Genomic DNA, 22,050 nt, shown 5'->3' on the forward strand with positions numbered 1-22,050 from the left:
GGCTAATTTTCACATCAAAAAATCCCCCAAATAAGGCACTATCTACAAGTGCAACTTATCCAGGGGATTATTTTATATTACAACTCTTCTCCATTCGACTCTATAACATTCTTATATCAATCAAATGAGGCTTTCTTATATCGTTTCATTGATCCATTTCCCTCATTATCACGATCCACATAAATCATACCGTAGCGTTTTTTCATTTCTCCTGTTGTGAAGGATACGATATCGATGATTCCCCACGGGGTGTAACCGATTAGATCAATACCATCATACGTCACGGCTTTTTTCACTGCTTCGATATGTGATTTTAAATATGCAATTCTGTCAGTATCCTGGATAGAGTCATCCTCTTCCAAAGTATCAATAGCACCAAAACCATTTTCTACGATAAACAATGGAATTTGGTATCTATCATAAAAACGATTTAATGTATATCTTAATCCAGTCGGATCAATTGCCCAACCCCAATCACTAGATCTAATGAATGGATTTTCTACACTATGGGCAAATCCTCCATTAACGACATTATTACTATCATTTTCAATATCGCTTTTAACGGTTGTAGACATATAATAGCTGAAACCTAAATAATCTACTTTACCATTTCTTAAAATTTCCTCGTCACCGTCTTCAAACTTAATATTGAATCCTTCTCTTTCAAATTCTTTTAAAGCGTAATTTGGATAATAACCAGGAACTTGAACATCCGAGAAGAAATATCTTTGTCTCATTAATTCTTCGGCCAGCATGACGTCCTCTGGATTGGATGAATATGGATAAATTGGGACATGCGAAACCATTGCACCAATTTCAAAGTCAGGATTGATCGCTTTCCCCTTGGATACCGCTCTTGCACTTGCGAGTAATTCGTGATGACCTGCCTGATACATGACTTCCTTCGCGTCTTCTCCCTCTTTTACCAAAACACCAGAGTTTTTCCATAAGAAAATAGGATTATTCACATCCATTTTGTTATTGATTTCATTAAATGTCATCCAGTATTTAACCTTGTCTTTATAACGTTTTAAACCTCTGCAAATCTCACGAAGAAGTCCACCATTTTTCTGTTTCTGAAGCCACCGTATTCTCTCGCCAGATGAAGCCGCATTTCAAAGTGGGACAGTGTGATAATTGGTTCAATCCCATGCTTGATCAATTCGTCAAAGACATCATCATAGAATTGTAAACCTGCTTCATTCGGTTCCGCTTCATCAGCTTTAGGGAAAATTCTGCTCCATCCGATTGATGTTCGCAAGCATTTTAATCCCATTTCAGCAAATAAAGAGATAACTTCTTTATTACTCCATAACTGCTTCAGTGATAATCTTTAGATGATCGTTTCACCGCTAAATTTGCAGGAGCCTTTTGGTGATGGCAGTAACCAAAAGTTAGTAACCTAATTTTCCTCTTTCTTTGCGAATCCCAACAAATTTCCCTTTAATAATTTTTTAGCAATAATGATTATGTACTCCAGATTCTAACCCTGTCTAATTTAATAATAGACGAAATCACACTAAATTACTATAAATTATAAATATTCATTCTATTGGCTTATTGATTCAATCCTTTTAATAAATTATGATAAGTCTGAAAATAGTATTTACCCTTTTTTAATAAACTTCACGATATTCTTCATAAACCTCATCATGGAATTTAGCCTACATTATCCACTATCAATTCTAGTACAAGACTGACTAGTATTTTCCTAGCTGTAATTTCACCATCAATCTTTGTCATTAAGAGTATCTGGTCAATTTATTGTTTGTTCTCATCCTTATGGATGTAACAATAATTACTTAGTTGAGCTCCCAGTTACAACTTGGAAAGACATAGTAAATCCGGACTCTCAATTAAGAAGAGAGGAGGTGAAGCATATGACTGCTGCTGTAAATAAGTCATCCTTAGTTTTATACACTGCATTATTGTATTTTATTAATAGAGTTATAAATGTACATCAAGAAATAGCTTCTTCTAATAATGTGCAAAAAAACGCAGGCTGGTGGGTTGTTGTATACCTAATTGTTGCTATTGTGGGTATAGCCTTACTAATGTGGGTGTGTCAAACATATGGTAATGGTGCCAAATATGGTGGAGATTTTAAATTAGGGCCATTATCACTTTCTGTATATTGTAAGTAAAAATGTTCAGGCTTAGGATTGTCCAGTAATCCTAAGCCTGAAGTAAAATTCCACTTATGCCTCTCACATTATCTACATAAGACACTATGGTTAGGCTTTTAGGGGGAAGAGAAAAAATAGGATGCAGATCTGCCCTGCATCTACTATTAAGCTAAGCGAGGTTCTTCAGATGCTGAGAAATTAAAGTAGCATTGTAAACTTGCTTCGAGGAGCGTAAATATGATCTCTTTATATATTAAACATAAAAAATATAATTCTTTTGAACTTGCTGATATTCCAATAAACATAAAGCCTGGTACGATTAATCTCCTTTTAGGTCATAATGGAGCTGGTAAAACAACAATTATTAAATCGTTGTTTGGACTTACAGAATTTGAAGGAGATCTTAATTTAAATAACCGTAAAATATCATTTGAGTCTCTAGAGGATGTCGATTTTTTTAAAAGTCAAATTGCCTACTTACCAGATAATATTTCCCTATTAGATTATTTAACTCCAACAGAATACTTTCAGTTAATAAAATATACTAGCGACAGCGTAACAAGTGATACTTATTTAAATCATTTGATCCAAATTTTTAATCTTGATAAATATTTAAATGTGCCTATCAGGAATCTCTCACACGGAAATAAAAAGAAAACCCAGATCGTTTCGCAATTATCGAGAAAAACTAATTTTATGGTTTTTGATGAACCTACGAACGGGTTGGACCCAGATATGATAATTACCTTAAAAAGAGTATTAGAGAAGTTAAAAGCCCAAGGTGTAGGAGTGTTAATTTCCACACATGACTTAAATTTCGGTAAAGGTATATTTGATAATATCATTATATTAAGAGACGGATCGATAAAATTAAATAATACGAAAGAAGAAGTGAAAAGTAAATTTGGCAATATTTTGTTAGAGGATTTATATACACAGGTAAATAAAGATTATTATAAGTATATTGAGGGGTTGCTAGATGAACTTAATATATCAAGCAGTTAAAAGAGTAGAAATTTCCAGATTTACAGCAAATATAAAAAACCTTTTAATTAAAAATCTGTCCCACTCTATCTTACTGTCATTAGGCCTATTGGTTATCTATGTGATAAGCGGAGCGCTAACAATCCAGATGATAATAAATATGGAGTTAGATTTAAATGAAATTTATATAAATATGGTTAAGGTTAGCATAATATTTAGTACTTTTTTTGTAATAATGTCAAGAAATAGTTTTAAAGCAGATGAATTTGTGTTTTTCTATTTAAATACAAAAATAAAAGCCCACCAAATTATTTTTAGCAGAATCCTTTTACCTTTCACTTTTTATTTTTTTGTTCTGGTTTTAATAGCGGTACCGATAATGGTAGGTATACTTGTAAAAGGTTACACTGTTAATCTTTTTTACGTATTATTATTACTTATGTCATTTACAATTAGTTACTTTTTATCATTTACTTTATGGATGGTCATTAACATTTTTACAATAAAATTAACGGGTGTGAAAGAAAAGTTTTGGTTAAATACATTAATTAAAATAACGATAATTGCTGGAATAATTTATTTGATTGATTTTCTTGGAACATTTTTAGTGGGAAGAGATTTACCGCATGTACTTGCAGTTTTATTACTTAGTATTGCGATTACGTATTTTTTTGTACGATTTTCATTAGAATTTCTCACTAAAACATTTATGCAAAAGGATGCTGGTAACCTTTCACAAAAATATACAAGTAAGAATTTAAATTATAAGAATAAGTTTCTGCTTCAAAGTAAATTAGAAACAATCCATTTTTTTCGTGATCAAGTGTTTAAAGAGCAAAGTTTTTTCTTCATCATTTTATTAGTTATTGTTATTTGTCTCTATTATTATTTAGATTTAGTTAATTTTACGATGATTTATTCAGTGGTAATAAACTTTGGTCTAAAAGAAATCATTTTATTATTGCCCTTAAGTATTGGTATTCATTTTAGAAAATATAAGGAAGCAATCTATACGTTGAATGTTGGGAAATACCACTATTTCCTTTCAAGAATATTTTTCATTTATATTTTAAACTGTCTCACATACTTCTTATTTATAACAATTAGTTACTTTCTAACTGGAATGGAGGTATTTGGGATACTTGAAACTTTCATCATTATAGGGTTTGTAACAATGGTATCAACAATGGTAAGTTTCGTAATTGAAATTACTGAATTAAACAAGATATATATACTCATCTTTCTTCTGCTAGTCGTAAATATTTTTGACATTTTAATAAAACAACTATTCAATAACCAGATACTTGTACAGTTTACTTATATATCTCTCTCAGTAATAATGTTCTTAATCATTGAAACTATTTATTTAAGGAGACCAATATTGAAATGAGCTTATTAACGTTTATGGTTATTTTAATTTTAGCTACATTACTTGTTCTTATAGTTCATGAAATAGGTCATATTATTCCTATAATACTATTTAATGTCTTAGAAAAAAGACCGTTCTATTATTTCAGTATAGAAATTAATGCAAAGTACTTTTATGTTATTCATGAAAAATTTAATAAACATTATAAAAATTTAATAGTTGCTATCTGTGGTTCTTTATTTCCGATCTTGTTATCCATGATAATGGTTACTATTATTGATAATCAATTTACTAATTTAGTTACATTATTTTCTTTTGGGAATCTATTAATGCTTCATCCTAAATTACCTGATGGAAGGAACATAATAAATATATTAAAAGAAATGAGGGAGCATAATGGCAAAAGTATTTAAAGCTATTTCGAGTGGCCTAAGTGTAACATTCTTATACGTAATGGCAGTATTTATTGCACCTATTATTCTAATGTTATTAGGTTTTTCAAATTTAATAGCAGCCCCAACACTATTTGGGCTCAAATTATACAACATCGAGGTCAAAGATACGGTATTTACTACAGAAGCAACCTTTTTTGGGTGTTTATTAGCCTTTATTGTGGGATTAATTATTCATTTTACAATAAAGTTTTTATTGGGATTAAGGAAGACAGTTTCTGAAGGAAGCAATTGAAGCAAGGGGAAGTGTAAAAATTATTGTGCAAATGACGATTAAGAAGGAAGGCCTTTTCCTGGTAAAAAATAGTCATACAAGAGGTCTTCCCTATACCGATTTACAGCAGAAAATCGTGTATGCACTAGAAAACAAGATATTACTGAAGTTTTTCGTAATTATCTAGAGTAAATCAAGTTATTTAACTTTTGACTAATTAGCTAACTGTGTTTCTAAATATGGGGCTGGCGCATTTTTGATAATAAATTCGCATCCCCTCCTCTTCTTCTTGAGAAGGTTCATCGCATATGTAATAATACTTTTCATAATTAAACTGCACCTCCAATTGATAGTTTGTTAACAATTAGAGGTGCAGATCAGTTCTATTTTAGTTTATTAAAATGTTATGGCAATAACTTTCTTAATGCATTTTCTACATCTTTACTTACTGCTACTTCTCCACCAAAGATGGAAAGACTATCTGCTTTTTGATTCTTTAAATAGTTTGATAGAGCAGTTGGAACTTGGTTATGCACCAATAATATTGTACTTTCGTTCTTCGCAGCGAGTACTGCTCCAGTTAATGCATCGGCATAGTTCTTCCCTGTTGCTACATACAAATGCTTGCTTTCTACTCCGAAATGCTCAGAGATCGCAATATTTGTGTCATAACGGCTGCGACCACTTAATCGAGTCGTTTTAGGAAGCTGTGCTTCAACTTTTTTCGAAACAGCAATTTCTCCACCAACTACTATTGTTTCCTTCGCCCCAAGCTGTTTAATTTTAGCTTTTGTTGCATCTGGCAGTTTATTAGCCTGTGTTAATAGAATTGGCATCCCATTCTTCGCTGCGTGTGATGCAACAGATAATGCATCCGGGAAGTCCATTCCATTTGCAACTACTACTTTTCCAGTGCCCTTAGGTGCGACTTCAGCAGCGATTACTGCAGCTGTATCGTATCTTGAATGTCCGAAAATGCGTCGTACTTTAAGCCCCGACTTTTCCAGTGTATTTGAAACAGCTTTACTCACCGCTACTTCTCCACCGAGGATTACAACGTTCTTCGCGCCGAGTCGTTTAATTTCTTTCAATGAATTATCCCAAAGCTTATAACCAGGGGTCATTAGAATTGGTGCATCTAATTTATGTGCAAGTGGCACCCCTGCTAATGCGTCTGCAAAATTATCCCCACGTGTGATGATAACCGTTTCCACAGATGTCCAACCACGTTGGCTAATTTCGATTGCAGTATCATATCTGGAATATCCAGATATACGGTCTAATTGCGCTTGAACGACTACTTTAGCTGCAGTACTCACATTTCCAGCCTTATCTGTAGCTTTTACTGTTATTTCTTGGCCTGCTTTTTGTTTTGCAATTCTCATTTCAAATGTTCCATCTGCTTTAGCAGTCGCAGTCCCAATCTCTTTGCTAGAAACTTTTGCGGTCAACTGAGAGCCTGATTCTGCTTTCCCAGTTAGTTCCGTTGATTGATCGGTTATAGCGTCAACTACTGGTGCTTCAGGTGCAGTTTTATCTGCTACAATTACTTTCGTAGCTGGACTCACATTCCCAACTTTATCTGTCGCTGTTACAGTTATCTCTTGTCCTGCTTTTTGTTTGGCAATTTTCATTTCAAATGTTCCGTCTGCCTTGGTAGTTGCAGTCCCGATTTCTTTACCGGAAATTTTTGCTGTGACTTGAGAGCCAGACTCTGCTTCACCTGTTACTACCGTTGATTGATCGGTTACCTCGTCAACTACTGGTGCTTTCGGTGCAGTCCCATCACCAACTACCACTTTCGTCGATTGACTCACATTTCCAGCTTTATCTGTCGCTGTTACCGTTATTTCTTGGCCTGCTGTTTGTTTCGCGATTTTTATCTCAAATGTTCCATCTGCTTTGGCAGTTGCAGTCCCGATTTCTTTACCGGAAATTTTTGCCGTCAGTTGTGAGTTGGATTCTGCTTTTCCCATTAGTACCGTTGATTGATCAGTTACCGCGTCAACAACTGGTGCTACTGGTGCGGTTTTATCCACTACAACTAGTTTAGTTGCTTGACTCACATTGCCTGCCTTATCTGTAGCTGTTACGGATATTTCTTGACCTGCTGTTTGCTTGGAAATTTCTATTTCAAATGTTCCATCTGCTTTGGCAGTCGAAGTTCCGATTTCCTTTCCTGAAACTTTAGCTGACAGATGAGACTCTGCCTCGGCCTGACCTGTTAATGCCACTGATTGATCGGATACCGCGTCAACCACTGGTCCTTTCGGTGCAGTTTTATCCACTACAACAATAGAAGTTGCATCACTCTCTAAACCACTTGTTCCGATTGCAACTACACTTAATGTTGTTCCCCCAGCCTGCTTAGGAATGGTAATTTTAAAATTACCATCTTTTTCAGCTTCGCCACTACCTATTTCTTTTCCATCTAATCGTACTTTAATGGTTGCCCCTGGATAGGACTCTCCTGTTACTTCACTATCCTGGTCGCTTATTTCATGCACGGTAGGTGCTTGTAAATTTGTAATAGCCTGGATAGTAGACAAATCACTGATATTACCACTGTTATCAACAGCTGCGATAGATAGACTATAACTTGTATTTTCTTTTAAATCAGTAAACGTGTACTTATTTATATTGGAAGCCACTGAATCAACTTTTTCATCATTTTTATATAAACTATAACTTTCTATATCAGTATCGGTGATTTTATCCCAGTTAACTTCAATAGAATTCGGACCATTTTCTACAACATTAAAATTGGTTACTTTATCAGGTGCAGTAACATCCTCAATAGTTACATTTTTATCTATAGTATTTCCAAATACATCTATTATTTCAAAAGGTATTTTATTGCTTGTAACGTTATTCACTGTTGTACTAAACAAACCTTTATTATTTAAAGAAACTTTCTGACCTTGAACATATACATCTAAAAATGGTAATGTTTTTCCTTCGATTTGAACAGAACCTGTTTCATTCGTTAAGTTTTCGCTAAAAATATCAAATGGTATTTCATAGGGCTGATTACTTACTTTTGTTGAACCTATACTGTTCGAACCACCTAGAAATTGAACGCTACCATGATTTAACGATCCACTATATCCATAACTAACATTTTTTGCATTTAGCGTTCCATTAATCTTTAGACCTCCATAGCTTTTTAATGCACCGTAAACATAGACATCACCAGTTATTTCTACATTGCCATTAATCGTAATAATGGAATCTGGTCCAATGTAAACATCTTTGTCGATTACTTTATTCGACCAGTTTTCATTAGCAGTTGTGATGTAGTATGGAGAATCAGGATCATTAATATTTAATTCTGGATTTATAGTAAAGTTTAGATTACTGTGCTCTTTAAAATCAGCTTCATAGTAAAATTTATTATTGCCTGCACGGTCTATTGCATTTATAAAATCAAATGTCCACTTGCCCACTTCATCTAACGAAGCTATTGTATAATTGCCTTCCCATAATTCGGTTGTTTCATTATACTTTAATTGAATTGAGACTCCTCTATTTTTACTTGGAGAATCAAAAAAAACAGTTACATTTTTTACTCCTGAATTTTTATCAGTAACCCTAGTTTTCACAGTAACCCGCTCCCCAGCACCTACTTCATTAGGACTTACTTCTACACTCTCCACAACTGGCGCTTTGGAATCACCTGCTTCATTAATTACATTAAAATATAAATTATTGTTATCTGTGAAATCAGTTTCATAATAAAATTTATTATTGCCTGCATGGTCTATTGCATTTATAAAGTCAAATGTCCACTTGCCTGCTTCATCTAACGAAGCTATTGTATAATTGCCTTCCCATAATTTGGTTGTTTCATTATACTTTAATTGAATTGAAACTCCTCTATTTTTACTAGGAGAATCAAAAAAAACAGTTACATTTTTTACTCCTGAATTTTCATCAGTAGCCCTAGCCTTCACGGTAACTTGTTCTCCAACACCTACTTCATTAGGACTTACTTCTACACTCTCCACAACTGGTGCTTTGGAATCACCTGCTTCATTAATTACATTAAAATATAAATTATTGTTATCTGTGAAATCAGTTTCATAATAAAATTTATTATTGCCTGCATGGTCCATTGCATTTATAAAGTCAAATGTCCACTTGCCTGCTTCATCTAACGAAGCTATTGTATAATTGCCTTCCCATAATTTGGTTGTTTCATTATACTTTAATTGAATTGAGACTCCTCTATTTTTACTTGGAGAATCAAAAAAAACAGTTACATTCTTTACTCCTGAATTTTCATCAGTAACCTTAGCCTTCACGCGAACCTGTTCCCCTACCCCAACTTCATTAGGACTTATCTCTACACTCTCAACTACAGGTGGTGTCCCATCAGACTCCGCAGTTACCAAAGTAGGAATGAATAGATTCTGTAACAAAATCATTATCATAAATATATATGTAAACTTCTTAAAGCTAGTTAAACTTATAAATCTCATAATCTTCCCCTCTTTTTTGTTAATTTTTGTGTCAATAATATATTATATCGTGATTAGAACTATAATACTAGATAGTTTGAACCAGGAAGACTACTCAAAAGAATAAAATGTGCTCTACTAGAACTGGTTTTTCCTTTTTAAATCTTGACTATAGATGTTTTAGTTAAACGTATACAATTAATAGATAGTCCGCATTATAAATAACTAGGTGCTTCAACACCGAATCGGCACAACGACATGCAAGAAGTTCAGTGACCAATTTGTTTTAAGCAAATAAGTTACTATCACATTAAAATATGGAAGACAGCTACTCTATTATTGAAGCGCATTACAGCTATAACAATAATTGCTATATAAATTAATACTAGTTACGCAACGATGGTTAAAACATTAAATCCCCATTTTACATTTAATATTTTCAACCGATATAATAATTACGAATATGTTTTTACTGGAGGTAACACCATGAACCCATACATACAAATAGAAAACAGAAAAATCGGGCTTGACCATGAACCCATCGTCATTGCAGAAATCGGTATCAACCATGAAGGTAGTCTAATAACCGCTAAAGAAATGGTAGATGCAGCATATGAAGCTGGCGCAGAAATTGTAAAACATCAAACTCATATAGTAGAAGATGAGATGAGTAAAGCTGCTAAACATGTTATTCCTGGTAACACAGATGTATCCATTTATGATGTTATGGCAAGATGTGCACTTAATGAAGATGATGAGAGAGAATTGAAAAGATATGTTGAATCAAAGGGAATGATCTTTTTAAGTACTCCATTTTCTAGAGCTGCTGCCAACCGTTTAGAAGAAATGAATGTGAGTGCATATAAAATTGGATCAGGAGAATGCAACAATTATCCTCTTATTGAACACATTGCTTCCTTCGGCAAACCAATGATTGTCTCCACTGGAATGAATACAATTGAGAGCATACAAAAAACAGTAGAGATTTTAGAAAAATTCCATGTACAATACGCTCTACTCCACTGCACTAATATTTACCCTACACCACCTGAACTAGTTAGATTAGGGGGTATGGAACAATTACAAAAAGAATTCCCTAATGCAGTTATCGGATTGTCCGATCATACAATTAATAATAATTCCTGCTTAGCAGCAACAGCATTAGGAGCCTCAATATTGGAAAGGCATTTCACAGATAAAAAGTCCAGAAAAGGACCGGATATTATCTGCTCGATGGATAAAGAAGAGTTAAACCAGCTTATCAGTGGAAGTAAAGAAATATATAAAATGCGCGGAGGAAGAAAAGAACCAGCTGAAGAAGAGCAAGTTACTATAGACTTTGCATTCGCAACTGTCGTGACAACAAAAGATCTCAAAGCTGGTGATATTCTTACCAAAGATAATATTTGGGTCAAAAGACCAGGTACAGGCGAAATTAAGGCTGAACACTACCATGATTTAATGGGCAAAACAATAAAAAACGATATAAATAAAGATGAACATTTAAAATGGAATGACATAGTTGCACTGGAAGGGTAGACAATCATGAAGAAAATCTTATTTTTAACAGGTACAAGAGCTGATTATGGCAAAATTAAATCTTTAATGCGTGAAGTTGAAAAAAGTAATCAATTTGAATTGCATGTTTTTGTGACAGGAATGCATATGCTTTCAAAATACGGCTCTACTTATAAAGAAATTGTAAAAGATGGTTTTAAGAATATACACCAATTTATTAATCAGCAAAGTGAAACAAAAATGGATATTACACTGAGTAGCACTGTTTTAGGTCTAAGCAACTATGTTCACGAGTTAAAGCCAGATTTAATAGTAGTACACGGAGATCGTCTAGAAGCATTAGCTGGTGCCATCGTTGGTAGCTTCAACAATATACTTGTAGCTCATATTGAAGGCGGAGAAGTTTCAGGTACGATTGATGAGTCTATCCGACATGCTATAACTAAATTTGCTCATATACATTTAGTTAGTAATAAAGAAGCAAAAGATAGAATATTACAGCTTGGAGAGAGAGAAGAAACCATACATATTATCGGTTCTCCTGATATTGATATTATGCTTTCTGATGAATTACCTTCATTAGCTAAGGTAAAAGACAGATACGACATCGTATTTGTAGATTATGCTATCTTAATGTATCACCCAGTTACAACCGAAATAAGTAGCCTTTCCTATAAAGTAAAAATTTTGGTAGATTCATTAATTAAGTCAGAAATAAATTACATTGTTATTTATCCAAATAATGATGAAGGGAATTCAATAATACTCAGTGAATATGAGCGATTCAATAAAAACAACAAATTTAAAGTATTTCCTTCCATGCGCTTCGAATACTTTTTAACTTTACTTAAAAATTCTCGATTTATGATAGGAAATTCTAGCTCAGGCATTAGAGAAACAGGAATTTATGGAGTTCCTTCTATTAATGTGGGAAATAGACAAGAAGGAAGATATGATCCTAATAGTAAACAAGGAAGTATTATTAGTGTTGATGAAAATGAATATGCACTCCTAAATGCAATTAACAATATCAAGGATTACAAAGAGACAACTGTTGATTTCGGTGATGGTAATAGCGATAAAAAATTCATAGAATTAATAGAAAATCAAGCCTTTTGGGAAATACCAATACAAAAAAAATTTATTGATATGCAACTTTATTAGTAGGTGTTAATATGTATAAAGAAAAAAAGTTCTTAGCTATTATTCCCGCTCGGGGTGGGAGTATAGGAATTCCAAGAAAAAACTTAGTAAAAATTAATAATGAACCACTTATACAATACACAATTGATGAAGCTCTTTCATCTAAATATTTGGATGAAATAATTGTTTCTACTGAAGATCAAGAAATTGCCCAGGTTGCAAAACAATTAGGTGCAAATGTACCATATTTAAGACCCTACTATTTAGCATCAGATACTTCCAAGACAGTCGATGCAATCATGCATGTCATTGAAAAACAAAGAGAACACGGATTTGAATACGATTATGTCGTTATACTACAACCAACTCAACCATTAAGAAAGTCATGGCATATAGATGATGCAATTGAAAATATCGTGAAATACTACCAAGAAAGTCTTGTGAGTGTATCAAAAGTTAAAGAGCACCCATTATTAATTAGAAAACTGAATGTGGATAATGTACTTGAACCATTATTAAAAATGAGTAGTACAGTCAGAAGGCAGGATTTTGAAGACTATTATAAGATAAATGGTGCAATATATATCAATAAAATAAATTCAAATCTAACTAAAAATACAAGTTTTAATGATAATAAATTTGCATATGTAATGGATGGCCAATATGATATTGATATTGATGAAAAATTTGACCTTGAGGTTTTTAAGTTGATGTTACGAAAAAAGCGTGAATAGCATAAAAACAAATTAACAATCCCCAATTAGAGTAGGGATTGTTAATTTGAATAAAGTAAATTATTTAATCTTCTTTTATTATATAACTAGGAGTCTTTGCAAATGGAAATTTCCTTATTTTAACTTTTTTCCCTTTAAAAAATTCATCTACAGCTTTTGTTTCACCGGGAAATACTCCATAATCGTCTATTATTAGAATACCACCAATAGTTATTCTCGGGTATAAATTTTCTAGAATGGTAACCGCCGGCTCATATATATCAGTATCTAAATTTAGTAATGAAATCTTTAGTTCAGGATGTTTTTCAATATACTCAGGTACAGTATTATTAATATCTCCTTTGATTAATTCCACATTATGATTTAGACCTTTATTTTCTAACACTTGATATAATTGTTCTATAGATATACCTTCTTCTCCTGCATCATCAATAAAATTCTGTCTAAAGACTTTATCATCATTGTAATTTGTACCCGGAAATTCCCCAAATGCATCAAACCCAACGATTTTTTTTGAATGGGAATTTTCAAATAGATCTCTAAACATAACAAACCTTGATAGTGAAGCACCTTTAAATACACCACATTCTACAATTGTACCTGGTGTATTTAAGGCCTTTTTATATAACTCATAATGCGCTATTATTTTACTCATTCTTGAGGAATCACAAGATAAATAAAAATTATTTTCATACTCAAAACTTTTGGTGAAATTCGGTAATTTTATCATTTTTTTCTCCTTTGGATCATATTTATTATAACTCATAAGGCATATGGTGCCTTTAGCTCGGGTTGTAAACCTGAACCTATTTCATAAGAGCTAAACCAGCTCCTGTTTTTTTCGGTGTTCTGGAGATCCATTTAATTTGTTAAACAAAAACCTAAATCTTTCTTTTCCTGTATTTTTAACCGAATAGGCACAGCTCCTAGGAGACCTATGTACTAATTCCTAACGCATTTTCAGAGCTTTGAGTACATTTTTTTTATGAGTCGATTCAAAATTGAACTTCTTCATTCATTAAAGTGCTCCAAAAAATCGGCATTCAACCCATGTTCAGTAAAAAGGAATTTTAAATTATCCACCTGATAAAAAGTAGTATTATCTTATCTACACTAGTACAAAATGTTCTCTTTTCCTTATAGTTAACTAAATTATCTGATACACCCTAAAAAGAAAAAACACTACTTTATTATCAAACATCAAACCCATTATATAATTTGGTAAATTTATCCAAATCTAAATTCCTTGCAAAATAATCGAATCGTGTTTGGCAATATTTCCGAAATTTTGATTCAGATAACGTGAAGATGCTAAATATAAAGGTTTTAACTAATAATTAGAGTAAAATCATTTGGAGCTAACCTATTACATAAATATGCTAAGTAAGCCCCATGTGAATGACTATACTCTAGTGCTTGCATAAATCCCATGTCATTAAATATTTTTTCATCTTCATATAATCACTCTGTAGCATGTAATACATAGGAATGTTTTGATAAAACCTTAAGAATCTTATTCATATTTTATGTTCATTTTGCAATAATTTAAATTTATCTTTTGAAAGAATTGTCTAAGTCATTATATCCAAAGATAGATTGATTTTATTAGAAGTCTACATAAAATCACTACCAAAATAATCACATTGCATTATTGTGTTCATCAGCAAATTCTAATCGCATTTTTTTATAAACGTTAGACTTTGAATTTCCATCAAATCCTGAAAACAACTCCATTTCTTTATTAACACCATTATCAGGTTCAGAGAAGTAAATCTCCAAATTCCGTTTGTTGTTCTCTCCAGTGTAGATAGTATATGCGCTGGAATGGAGATATGGTTTTCTTTTGCCAATACTAAATATCCTCCTCATTTATTAAATTTGAATTTATCAATTGCTCCAATTCTCCACTCCCCTGCACACACTGCACCATAAAATTATCAAATAACCGCGCAATCTTCTCTCCACGCTCAAGCGGATCCTTTTCCTTCACTGCTCGCCTTAATTCATTCACCATAAATTCCACATATACACGAATATAAAAAGATAAGAAATTAGCATAATAAGTATTCTGGTTAATCTCTCCATACAGTTTGTCAAATTGAACAAATAGACTTTCCATTGAGGTTTTATTCCTCAATTCCACAGTACTTGCCATCGATTTTATTAAGGTTTTAAATTGAGCAACTAAATCCTTAAATTTATGAATACTTTGTTTCAAATGCTCTTCTTGATGAATAAATTTGCTCTTATTATAAGAATTTATCTCGTTCCACCAAGCAGTTTTTTCTATCGGTTGGATTAGCACATTTTCAATAACTTCTTCAATCGACTGGAAAGGGATACCATCAATCACCGCTCCACCTTTTGTTGTATTAATATAGTTACCAGCATACAACTTAGCATAGTGTTCAATACCTAAACGCATGTTATTAAAACTAACATTCGTTTTAATTTCATTTCCGTAAACATCCGTGGTCGTAATTGCTTTTTCCATTTCGTTCTCTGAAACCTCAGATTTGATAAAATCATATTCAATTCCCTCTGAATATCTTCTATCATGTAGATAACCCAAGTTCTGTCCAGCAAAAATTATTGGACCAGCACCTATTTTATTTAAAACCTGAAATGTCATAACAGCAATTGAGGGTGAATCCATAATAAGATCTTGAGTAACATCCAATTGTTCATCTAAAAAATATGTCGAGGTTTTATCCTGTGATGTAATAAAATGAACTTTTGGACCTTCATAGTTTCTTAGCGTCTCGAACCCAACGCTAGTTCCAAATAGCATTGGAATGTGATTAATATCTTTTTCTACCATCTTTTTAAATACTAAATGGTTTTTCACACCTGGGTCATATGTACACACCGCATCCGGCAACACATCATACTCAATCAAACTATTAATCGCTGACCCAACCGAAAATAGGTAAGCAAGATTATTTTCCTTTATATACCTCAGATGCTCTATATCTTCTGCAAGTGATGGTCCTGCTGCTACAATAATCGCAGGCTTACCAGCGAAATGGTTACTGTCAATATCACGAAACATGTTTGGCGTATTTAGAACTTCCTTAAAATTGATTAGGCTATTTGCAACCCATAATCTTTGGAAGCTCATATTTGTACCTAAAGCAGTGCGTCTAGATTGAATAACATTCTTAATTTTTTCATTAAATCGATCGATTTTTTCTTTTATGATGTTTTCATAGCTAGGTAAGATGATGAAATGAATGGATTGGTTGCTCGAATTAAACTCCTGTAAATACCCATTCGATTCTGTCTCATGCGTATCAATATATAGATTGCTTATATTTTTCGTAATAATAGAATTCAATGTTCTTTGCTCAGCCAAAGTTAAAAATATTTCTGGGACAGGCTCATATAATGAGTAACTATGTTTTGGAAACAGCTCCTGAAACTTCTCAACATGATACCCCATACCAATTCCGTAGAAAAATACATGTGTGTCATCCGTGATTTTCTCTTTATGAGAAGAAATAATTCGATCCGCTTCTTTTATTGGATCATACTTACTATGTACCATTAATTGCCTCTGTTCATCTGTCTCGTATTGAATTGTTTTGATGCCAGCTTTTGATTCTAATACAGTAATTCGATTTGTATTAATATCCTTCTCATATTCCTGAATATTATTACGTACTTCAGGATAATATTCTCTTAAAAATAATGTATTATCAATTAACATTCTTCAAGAACTCCTCATCTATCAGTGCTTCAGTTATCTGCTTTTCTAAAGCTTCATAAGCGGGAGTTACCTCATAGGTTAAAATATCTAAAATTAGAATCGTATCCTGCATTTCTACGGCTTCTAACAAAGGTTGGAAATTATTTTCACAATTTTTCAAGCTTGATTCAAGTTTTACCCAGTTAGCAGGCTGCTGGGATGCAGATTTTGTAAGTGAAGCAAATTGCATCATCCACTGCATTCCCTCCGCCAATTGATTGATACCCTCCCAGGATTTACTTGAGAAGTTATCATAGCTATCATCGACTAACTTAGTTAATGCAGGAATTGCGCGCTGCAAGTATTCATGGATTGATTCCATTGTCTCCCAGATTATTTCTTTTATGTTCCGTGTTGCTATTTCAATTTCTGATATTTCATTTGGATGTTCTTTTATGTATTCTTCGTGATTTTCATAGACTTCTGTTCCATCTATGATTAAATGACTGAATACAATATCTTTTTGTTGCAATAATTCATTTATTTTTTTAAAAATAATATTTATGGTTGATTCATTATTTTCTATATGTAATTGTTCACTATTATGTATTAATTGCATAGTACCCTCCACTAGCATGTGACTTATTATTAATCCTTTCTATTATTATCGGTTGCATCTGGGTAAATTTCAAATAGAGATTTATGGAAATATGTTATAATTTGTTTGTATTTATCAATTTAGGATGTGATTTAATGAATATATCTATAGTCGAAACTAAAACGATCCCTACAATTAAAATTGAATATAACAATAAAAACATAATTTTACATAGCAAGTATGACCCTATCCGTGAGGTGAATGCATGGTGTAAAAATGCAATCGCGGGTCTTAGCAAGCAACAAGAAGTTATAATAATAGGTCTTGGAGCAGGTTATCACATTAAACAACTATCAGAATTATTACCAGAGAAAAAAATTACTGTCGTTGAATTTAATGATGACTATTATCGTTGGTTCAAAACAAGCCCTTTCTATGAGAAAGTCTATAGGTGTATTAATGTTATAGTTAAGCAATATAATAGCCTCTCATCAACAGAACAGCAGGAACTGTTTACTGGTATTTCCTCATCTAATCTTTTAATACATAAAAGTGGTTTGGACTTAATACCATCAAAGTGCAAAAAAGTCAAAGAAATTTTGGACGATATGCAATTTAAAAAGCATTCGATAAAAAATCAAATAGGAAATATGAAAGCTAATTTCACATATAATAGCCAGTTACAAGATGAGGGAATTGGAAAACTGAAAAATATGTATGGTAATAAGCCAATGATTTTAATCTCTGCTGGTCCTTCACTTGACAAACAAATGACATTATTAAAAAGAATACATAAAGAGGGGAAAGTTGTACTTGGTGCAGTAGGGACTGCATTAAAGCCATTAATTAAAAACAATATTACCCCAGATTTCTTTTCAATAATTGATCCAAATCCTGGTACATATGAGCAATTAAAAAATCTAGATTTACCGATAACAACATTATATTATTTAAGCACTGCATATCACGAAACCATTACATTACATACTGGTCCTAGGTATATTATGTGGCAAGAAGGCTATGAAGATGCTGAAAAGAAGGCTGCTCAGCTTGGTGACTCATTAATTCAAACAGGTGGTTCCGTTGCTACAGCATTACTTGATTTAATGGTTTATCTTGGGGCAGGTCCACTTGCACTGGTTGGACAAGACTTAGCATTTACAAATGGATTGAGTCACGCAAATTACGCACATGCACAGCGAGATGTAAATGAGACATTAGCAACACTTACGACATTAGATTATCATCGTACTGAACAAGTTCCTACAGCGAAAAATTTAACTATCTATCGAAAATGGTTTGAAGACTACGCTTTGAATCATGGAAATCTAGAGCTTTACAATTGTACAGAAGGTGGTGCTTATATTAATCATTGGGAGCACATTAGGTTGAAGGAGTTTTATGAAAAAGTAATATATATAGGATAGAGCATAGATCAAAAACGCGCCCAATTACTCAGGACGCGTTTTTAATTTAATTATTGAAGAAGTTGTAGAACTCCTTGTGGTTGTTGGTTGGCCTGAGCTAACATTGATTGTGCTGCTTGAGAGAGGATGTTATTCTTCGTGAATTCCATCATTTCTTTCGCCATATCAACATCACGAATACGTGATTCTGCAGCAGTAATATTTTCTGCTTGTGTTCCCAAGTTGTTTATTGTGTGATCTAAACGGTTCTGAACTGCACCAAGTTTAGAGCGTTCTTCAGAAACTGTATCAATTGCAGTTTGAATATCTGTAATTGCCTGTTCAGCGGATGCTTGACCAGAAATACTAATTCCTGACACTCCTAATCCACTCGCGGCCATAGAAGCAATAGATACTGCAATATTTTGGCCTGAATTTGCTCCAACATGGAACTTACCACTAAAGTTTCCATCAAGAAGCTTCTTCGTGTTAAACTCCGTATCAGTAGAAATATCATCTATTGCTGAAACTAACTGATCTACTTCAGCTTGTAATTGTTGACGGTCAGATGTAGTATTCGTATCATTCGAACTTTGTACAGCTAATTCACGCATACGTTGAAGAATTGCATGTGTTTCATTCAATGCACCTTCAGCAGTTTGAACTAGAGAAATACCATCTTGTGCATTCTTAGAAGCCATATCCAACCCACGAATTTGACCACGCATTTTTTCAGAGATTGCTAGACCTGCTGCGTCATCTCCAGCTTTGTTGATACGTAGACCTGAAGAAAGTTTCTCCAATGAATTTTGTGTTGCACCTTGGTTTGCTCCTAATTGGCGATGTGCGTTAAGAGCAGAAATATTGTGATTAATAATCATTTTTTGCTTACCTCCATGTAAGTATATTTTTTGCGAGTCACATCCTTGTGTCTCACATATATATCAACTCTTACTTAGAGTTAATATCCTAATCTGTATAAAGCCCTGCTATGAGAACTTTATAATCTGTTTGAAGTATTCACTTGTAACTATATTTAGTCCTCTGGCTTGCTGCTGTCGTCTTGACAACTTCAATTTCGATTTTTTGGGCTTCTTCTTCTATAAGTAATAAACTAGATAAAAGCATAATTATAAACGTGTCCGATTACTCAGGATGCTTTTCATTTAATTATTGAAGAAGTTGTAAAACTCCTTGTGGTTGTTGGTTGGCCTGAGCTAACATTGATTGTGCTGCTTGAGAGAGGATGTTATTCTTCGTGAATTCCATCATTTCTTTCGCCATATCAACATCACGAATACGTGATTCTGCAGCAGTAATATTTTCTGTTTGTGTTCCCAAGTTATTAATCGTATGGTCTAAACGGTTTTGAACTGCACCAAGTTTAGATCGTTCTTTAGAAACAGTTTCAATTGCAGTGTTTATCGTCTTAATAGCAGTATTTGCAGTAGCTTGTGTAGTGATGCCGATTCCACTAGATGCATTACCTACTAGCAAAGTAGCAGCATCCATTTTTCCGATTTTCACATTAATACTTTGACCTGAATTAGCTCCAACATGGAAAGTTAAACCAGAACCACTTTGGGTTCCATCCAATAGTTTCTTCGTGTTAAATTCCGTATCAGTAGAAATATCGTTCAATGCTCCTGCCAATTGATTTACTTCAGATTGTAATTGTTCACGGTCAGAAGTTGTATTCGTATCATTAGAACTTTGTACAGCTAATTCACGCATTCGCTGTAATATTGAATGAGTTTCATTCAATGCTCCTTCAGCAGTTTGAATTAAAGAAATACCGTCTTGAGCATTTTTAGAAGCCATTTCTAATCCACGAATCTGACCACGCATTTTTTCAGAGATTGCTAAACCTGCAGCGTCATCTCCAGCTTTGTTGATACGAAGACCTGAAGAAAGTTTCTCCAATGAATTTTGTGTTGCACCTTGGTTTGCTCCTAATTGACGATGTGCGTTAAGAGCAGAAATATTGTGATTAATAATCATTTTTTCCTTACCTCCATGTAAGTGTATTGTTTGCGAGTCACATCCTTGTGTCTCGCATATATATTAACTCTGATTTAGAGTTAATAACAAATATAGTGTTTCGTTAAGGCCTTAACTGACCATCATCTAGATGACCTAATATTTATATCGGCACAATTCGATAATGATTAACATTATTTAGGAAAAATTATTAAACATTTATCACATCCTGCAAAGCTATATTGTCTACACGAGAAATTAAAGGAGGAAGAACCAGATGAGAGCAATCGTTACATTCTTTGGTTAGCTTGTTCAGCGTTACTTACCTGATGCGTTTTTATTTACCATTATTTTAACTTTCTCTTTGTATATAGTAGGACTCTTATTCACTGATAGTGTGCCTATTGAAGTTACTATTTTAATAGGCACACTATGGTGAGGTATTTGATACATTCACATATACTCATGATTTAATAGAAACAGCAGAATATTAGAAATGAAGCCATCTATTCTAAATGGCTTTTTATATACTGTAATTCACACCTTGAGGCACTACTCTTTACAATATAGTAAAAATGTCCTATTTTAAATTTATAACATCTTCATTTTTTGACGATTTTTAATCAAAGTTTCCTTTCCTACACCCCCTTTCTATAATCCGCTTCGATTATAACAATGAAGAGATTTTCTAATGAGGAGTGACATGCTAATGGTAAAAAACACATTTTCATTTGAAGAGATATTTGAACAGAATGAGCGTAGAATTCATTACCACCTTCATAAATTAAACATCCGAGATCCCCATCAGGAATTTTATCAGGAAGGAATCATCGCAATGTGGAATGCGTACGAGAGCTACCAGCCAGATAAAGGCCCACTTTCCACATACTTCAACTTCACGATTCGCCACCGCTTGATTGATCTTATTCGTAAAGAAAATAGAAGGCTAGAAATGGAAGAGCTGGCGCCGAAAGAGGAAGACGCCGCATTTGAAGCCGAAGTTTATCATAAGGCAAGTGACCTCACGTCACCTGAGGGAAATCCCGCCGAGCATATCAATGAGGATCTTTATCTTTGGCAGAAAGTAAAAGAATTACTGACCGAAAAACAATGGAAATGGGTGCGGTTTTATATTATTGAGCGCATGACATTAAAAGAGATTGCTGAACAAGAAGGTGTTTCTATTGAAGCAGTAAAAAGCTGGGCCAAGGAGTCAAGAAAGCGACTGCGGAGTTTAGAAGATTTTGGGAAGCTATTGCTGAAGGAAGAATATCCGTAGAAATTTGTTGCTTTTAATTAAGATATGGACAGAGGATGGGTTCTCAGTCCATATCTTCCTATTAGACAAAAGTGGTAGCTCTCCAGTATCCTGAGGTAT

16 protein-coding genes and 1 pseudogene are annotated in these 22,050 nt (G+C 33.4%); 10 read left to right on the forward strand and 7 right to left on the reverse strand.

The annotated features are described in order from the left end of the window. Nucleotides 1-116: 116 nt before the first annotated feature. Nucleotides 117-1,303: pseudogene (locus tag CUC15_RS16530) on the reverse strand (family 1 glycosylhydrolase); the annotation flags it as partial. A 577-nt stretch (nucleotides 1,304-1,880) separates the two neighbouring features. Between CUC15_RS16530 and CUC15_RS16535 the strand changes: the two are divergent. The 5 genes from CUC15_RS16535 (at nucleotide 1,881) to CUC15_RS16555 (ending at nucleotide 5,166) form a co-directional block, all read left to right on the forward strand. Then, on the forward strand, nucleotides 1,881-2,144 hold the full coding sequence (locus CUC15_RS16535; protein ID WP_114917719.1) for a hypothetical protein: 264 nt from the start codon (nucleotides 1,881-1,883) through the stop codon (nucleotides 2,142-2,144). Nucleotides 2,145-2,363: 219 nt separating this feature from the next. After that, on the forward strand, nucleotides 2,364-3,131 hold the full coding sequence (locus CUC15_RS16540) for an ATP-binding cassette domain-containing protein (protein WP_114917720.1): 768 nt from the start codon (nucleotides 2,364-2,366) through the stop codon (nucleotides 3,129-3,131). A 358-nt stretch (nucleotides 3,132-3,489) separates the two neighbouring features. Then, entirely contained in the window at nucleotides 3,490-4,500 is a 1,011-nt protein-coding gene (locus CUC15_RS16545) for a hypothetical protein (RefSeq protein ID WP_162800344.1), read from the forward strand. After that, nucleotides 4,497-4,892: a hypothetical protein gene (locus CUC15_RS16550; protein WP_114917722.1), complete on the forward strand. Its 396-nt coding sequence runs from the start codon at nucleotides 4,497-4,499 to the stop codon at nucleotides 4,890-4,892. Before CUC15_RS16545 ends, CUC15_RS16550 begins: the two co-directional genes overlap by 4 nt. Further along, the gene (locus CUC15_RS16555; protein WP_114917723.1) at nucleotides 4,876-5,166 is read left to right on the forward strand and encodes a hypothetical protein; all 291 of its coding nucleotides are present in this window, start codon (nucleotides 4,876-4,878) and stop codon (nucleotides 5,164-5,166) included. Before CUC15_RS16550 ends, CUC15_RS16555 begins: the two co-directional genes overlap by 17 nt. A gap of 383 nt (nucleotides 5,167-5,549) precedes the next feature. Here CUC15_RS16555 and CUC15_RS16560 read toward each other — a convergent pair whose 3' ends face one another. Next, a complete protein-coding gene (locus CUC15_RS16560; protein WP_114917724.1) occupies nucleotides 5,550-9,626 on the reverse strand; it encodes an Ig-like domain-containing protein in 4,077 nt (1,358 codons plus the stop codon). 465 nt (nucleotides 9,627-10,091) lie between these two features. On the opposite strand from CUC15_RS16560, the gene neuB reads away from it, so the two are divergent. Genes neuB through CUC15_RS16575 form a run of 3 tightly spaced genes read left to right on the forward strand, consistent with a single transcriptional unit; the run spans nucleotide 10,092 to nucleotide 13,000 of the window. Further along, nucleotides 10,092-11,144, forward strand: coding sequence for an N-acetylneuraminate synthase (gene neuB, locus CUC15_RS16565; protein ID WP_114917725.1), 1,053 nt, complete (start codon nucleotides 10,092-10,094; stop codon nucleotides 11,142-11,144). 6 nt (nucleotides 11,145-11,150) lie between these two features. Beyond that, nucleotides 11,151-12,287, forward strand: a complete 1,137-nt coding sequence (neuC, locus tag CUC15_RS16570) for a UDP-N-acetylglucosamine 2-epimerase (protein ID WP_205317623.1) — start codon at nucleotides 11,151-11,153, stop codon at nucleotides 12,285-12,287. Between the two features lie 11 nt (nucleotides 12,288-12,298). Beyond that, nucleotides 12,299-13,000, forward strand: a complete 702-nt coding sequence (locus tag CUC15_RS16575; protein ID WP_114917727.1) for an acylneuraminate cytidylyltransferase family protein — start codon at nucleotides 12,299-12,301, stop codon at nucleotides 12,998-13,000. A gap of 64 nt (nucleotides 13,001-13,064) precedes the next feature. Here the strand turns inward: CUC15_RS16575 and CUC15_RS16580 are convergent, their stop codons facing one another. The 3 genes from CUC15_RS16580 to CUC15_RS16595 all read right to left on the reverse strand — a co-directional run bounded on the left by CUC15_RS16580 (nucleotide 13,065) and on the right by CUC15_RS16595 (nucleotide 17,307). Then, nucleotides 13,065-13,730: a TylF/MycF/NovP-related O-methyltransferase gene (locus CUC15_RS16580; protein ID WP_114917728.1), complete on the reverse strand. Its 666-nt coding sequence runs from the start codon at nucleotides 13,728-13,730 to the stop codon at nucleotides 13,065-13,067. 1,122 nt (nucleotides 13,731-14,852) lie between these two features. Beyond that, the gene (locus CUC15_RS16590) at nucleotides 14,853-16,709 is read right to left on the reverse strand and encodes a motility associated factor glycosyltransferase family protein (protein WP_114917730.1); all 1,857 of its coding nucleotides are present in this window, start codon (nucleotides 16,707-16,709) and stop codon (nucleotides 14,853-14,855) included. After that, nucleotides 16,699-17,307, reverse strand: a complete 609-nt coding sequence (locus CUC15_RS16595; protein ID WP_114917731.1) for a DUF8042 domain-containing protein — start codon at nucleotides 17,305-17,307, stop codon at nucleotides 16,699-16,701. The genes CUC15_RS16590 and CUC15_RS16595 overlap by 11 nt, the downstream gene beginning before the upstream one ends. Nucleotides 17,308-17,441: 134 nt before the next feature. On the opposite strand from CUC15_RS16595, the gene CUC15_RS16600 reads away from it, so the two are divergent. Continuing rightward, complete coding sequence (locus CUC15_RS16600) at nucleotides 17,442-18,713, forward strand: motility associated factor glycosyltransferase family protein (RefSeq protein ID WP_162800345.1); 1,272 nt, start codon at nucleotides 17,442-17,444, stop codon at nucleotides 18,711-18,713. Nucleotides 18,714-18,763: 50 nt separating this feature from the next. Here CUC15_RS16600 and CUC15_RS16605 read toward each other — a convergent pair whose 3' ends face one another. After that, the gene (locus CUC15_RS16605) at nucleotides 18,764-19,573 is read right to left on the reverse strand and encodes a flagellin N-terminal helical domain-containing protein (RefSeq protein ID WP_114917733.1); all 810 of its coding nucleotides are present in this window, start codon (nucleotides 19,571-19,573) and stop codon (nucleotides 18,764-18,766) included. A gap of 289 nt (nucleotides 19,574-19,862) precedes the next feature. Then, nucleotides 19,863-20,693: a flagellin Hag gene (gene hag / locus CUC15_RS16610; RefSeq protein ID WP_114917734.1), complete on the reverse strand. Its 831-nt coding sequence runs from the start codon at nucleotides 20,691-20,693 to the stop codon at nucleotides 19,863-19,865. A 688-nt stretch (nucleotides 20,694-21,381) separates the two neighbouring features. On the opposite strand from hag, the gene CUC15_RS16615 reads away from it, so the two are divergent. Then, a complete protein-coding gene (locus CUC15_RS16615) occupies nucleotides 21,382-21,951 on the forward strand; it encodes a sigma-70 family RNA polymerase sigma factor (protein WP_114917735.1) in 570 nt (189 codons plus the stop codon). Nucleotides 21,952-22,050: the final 99 nt, after the last annotated feature.

Source organism: Oceanobacillus zhaokaii (assembly GCF_003352005.1).
GTDB lineage: Bacteria > Bacillota > Bacilli > Bacillales > Amphibacillaceae > Oceanobacillus > Oceanobacillus zhaokaii.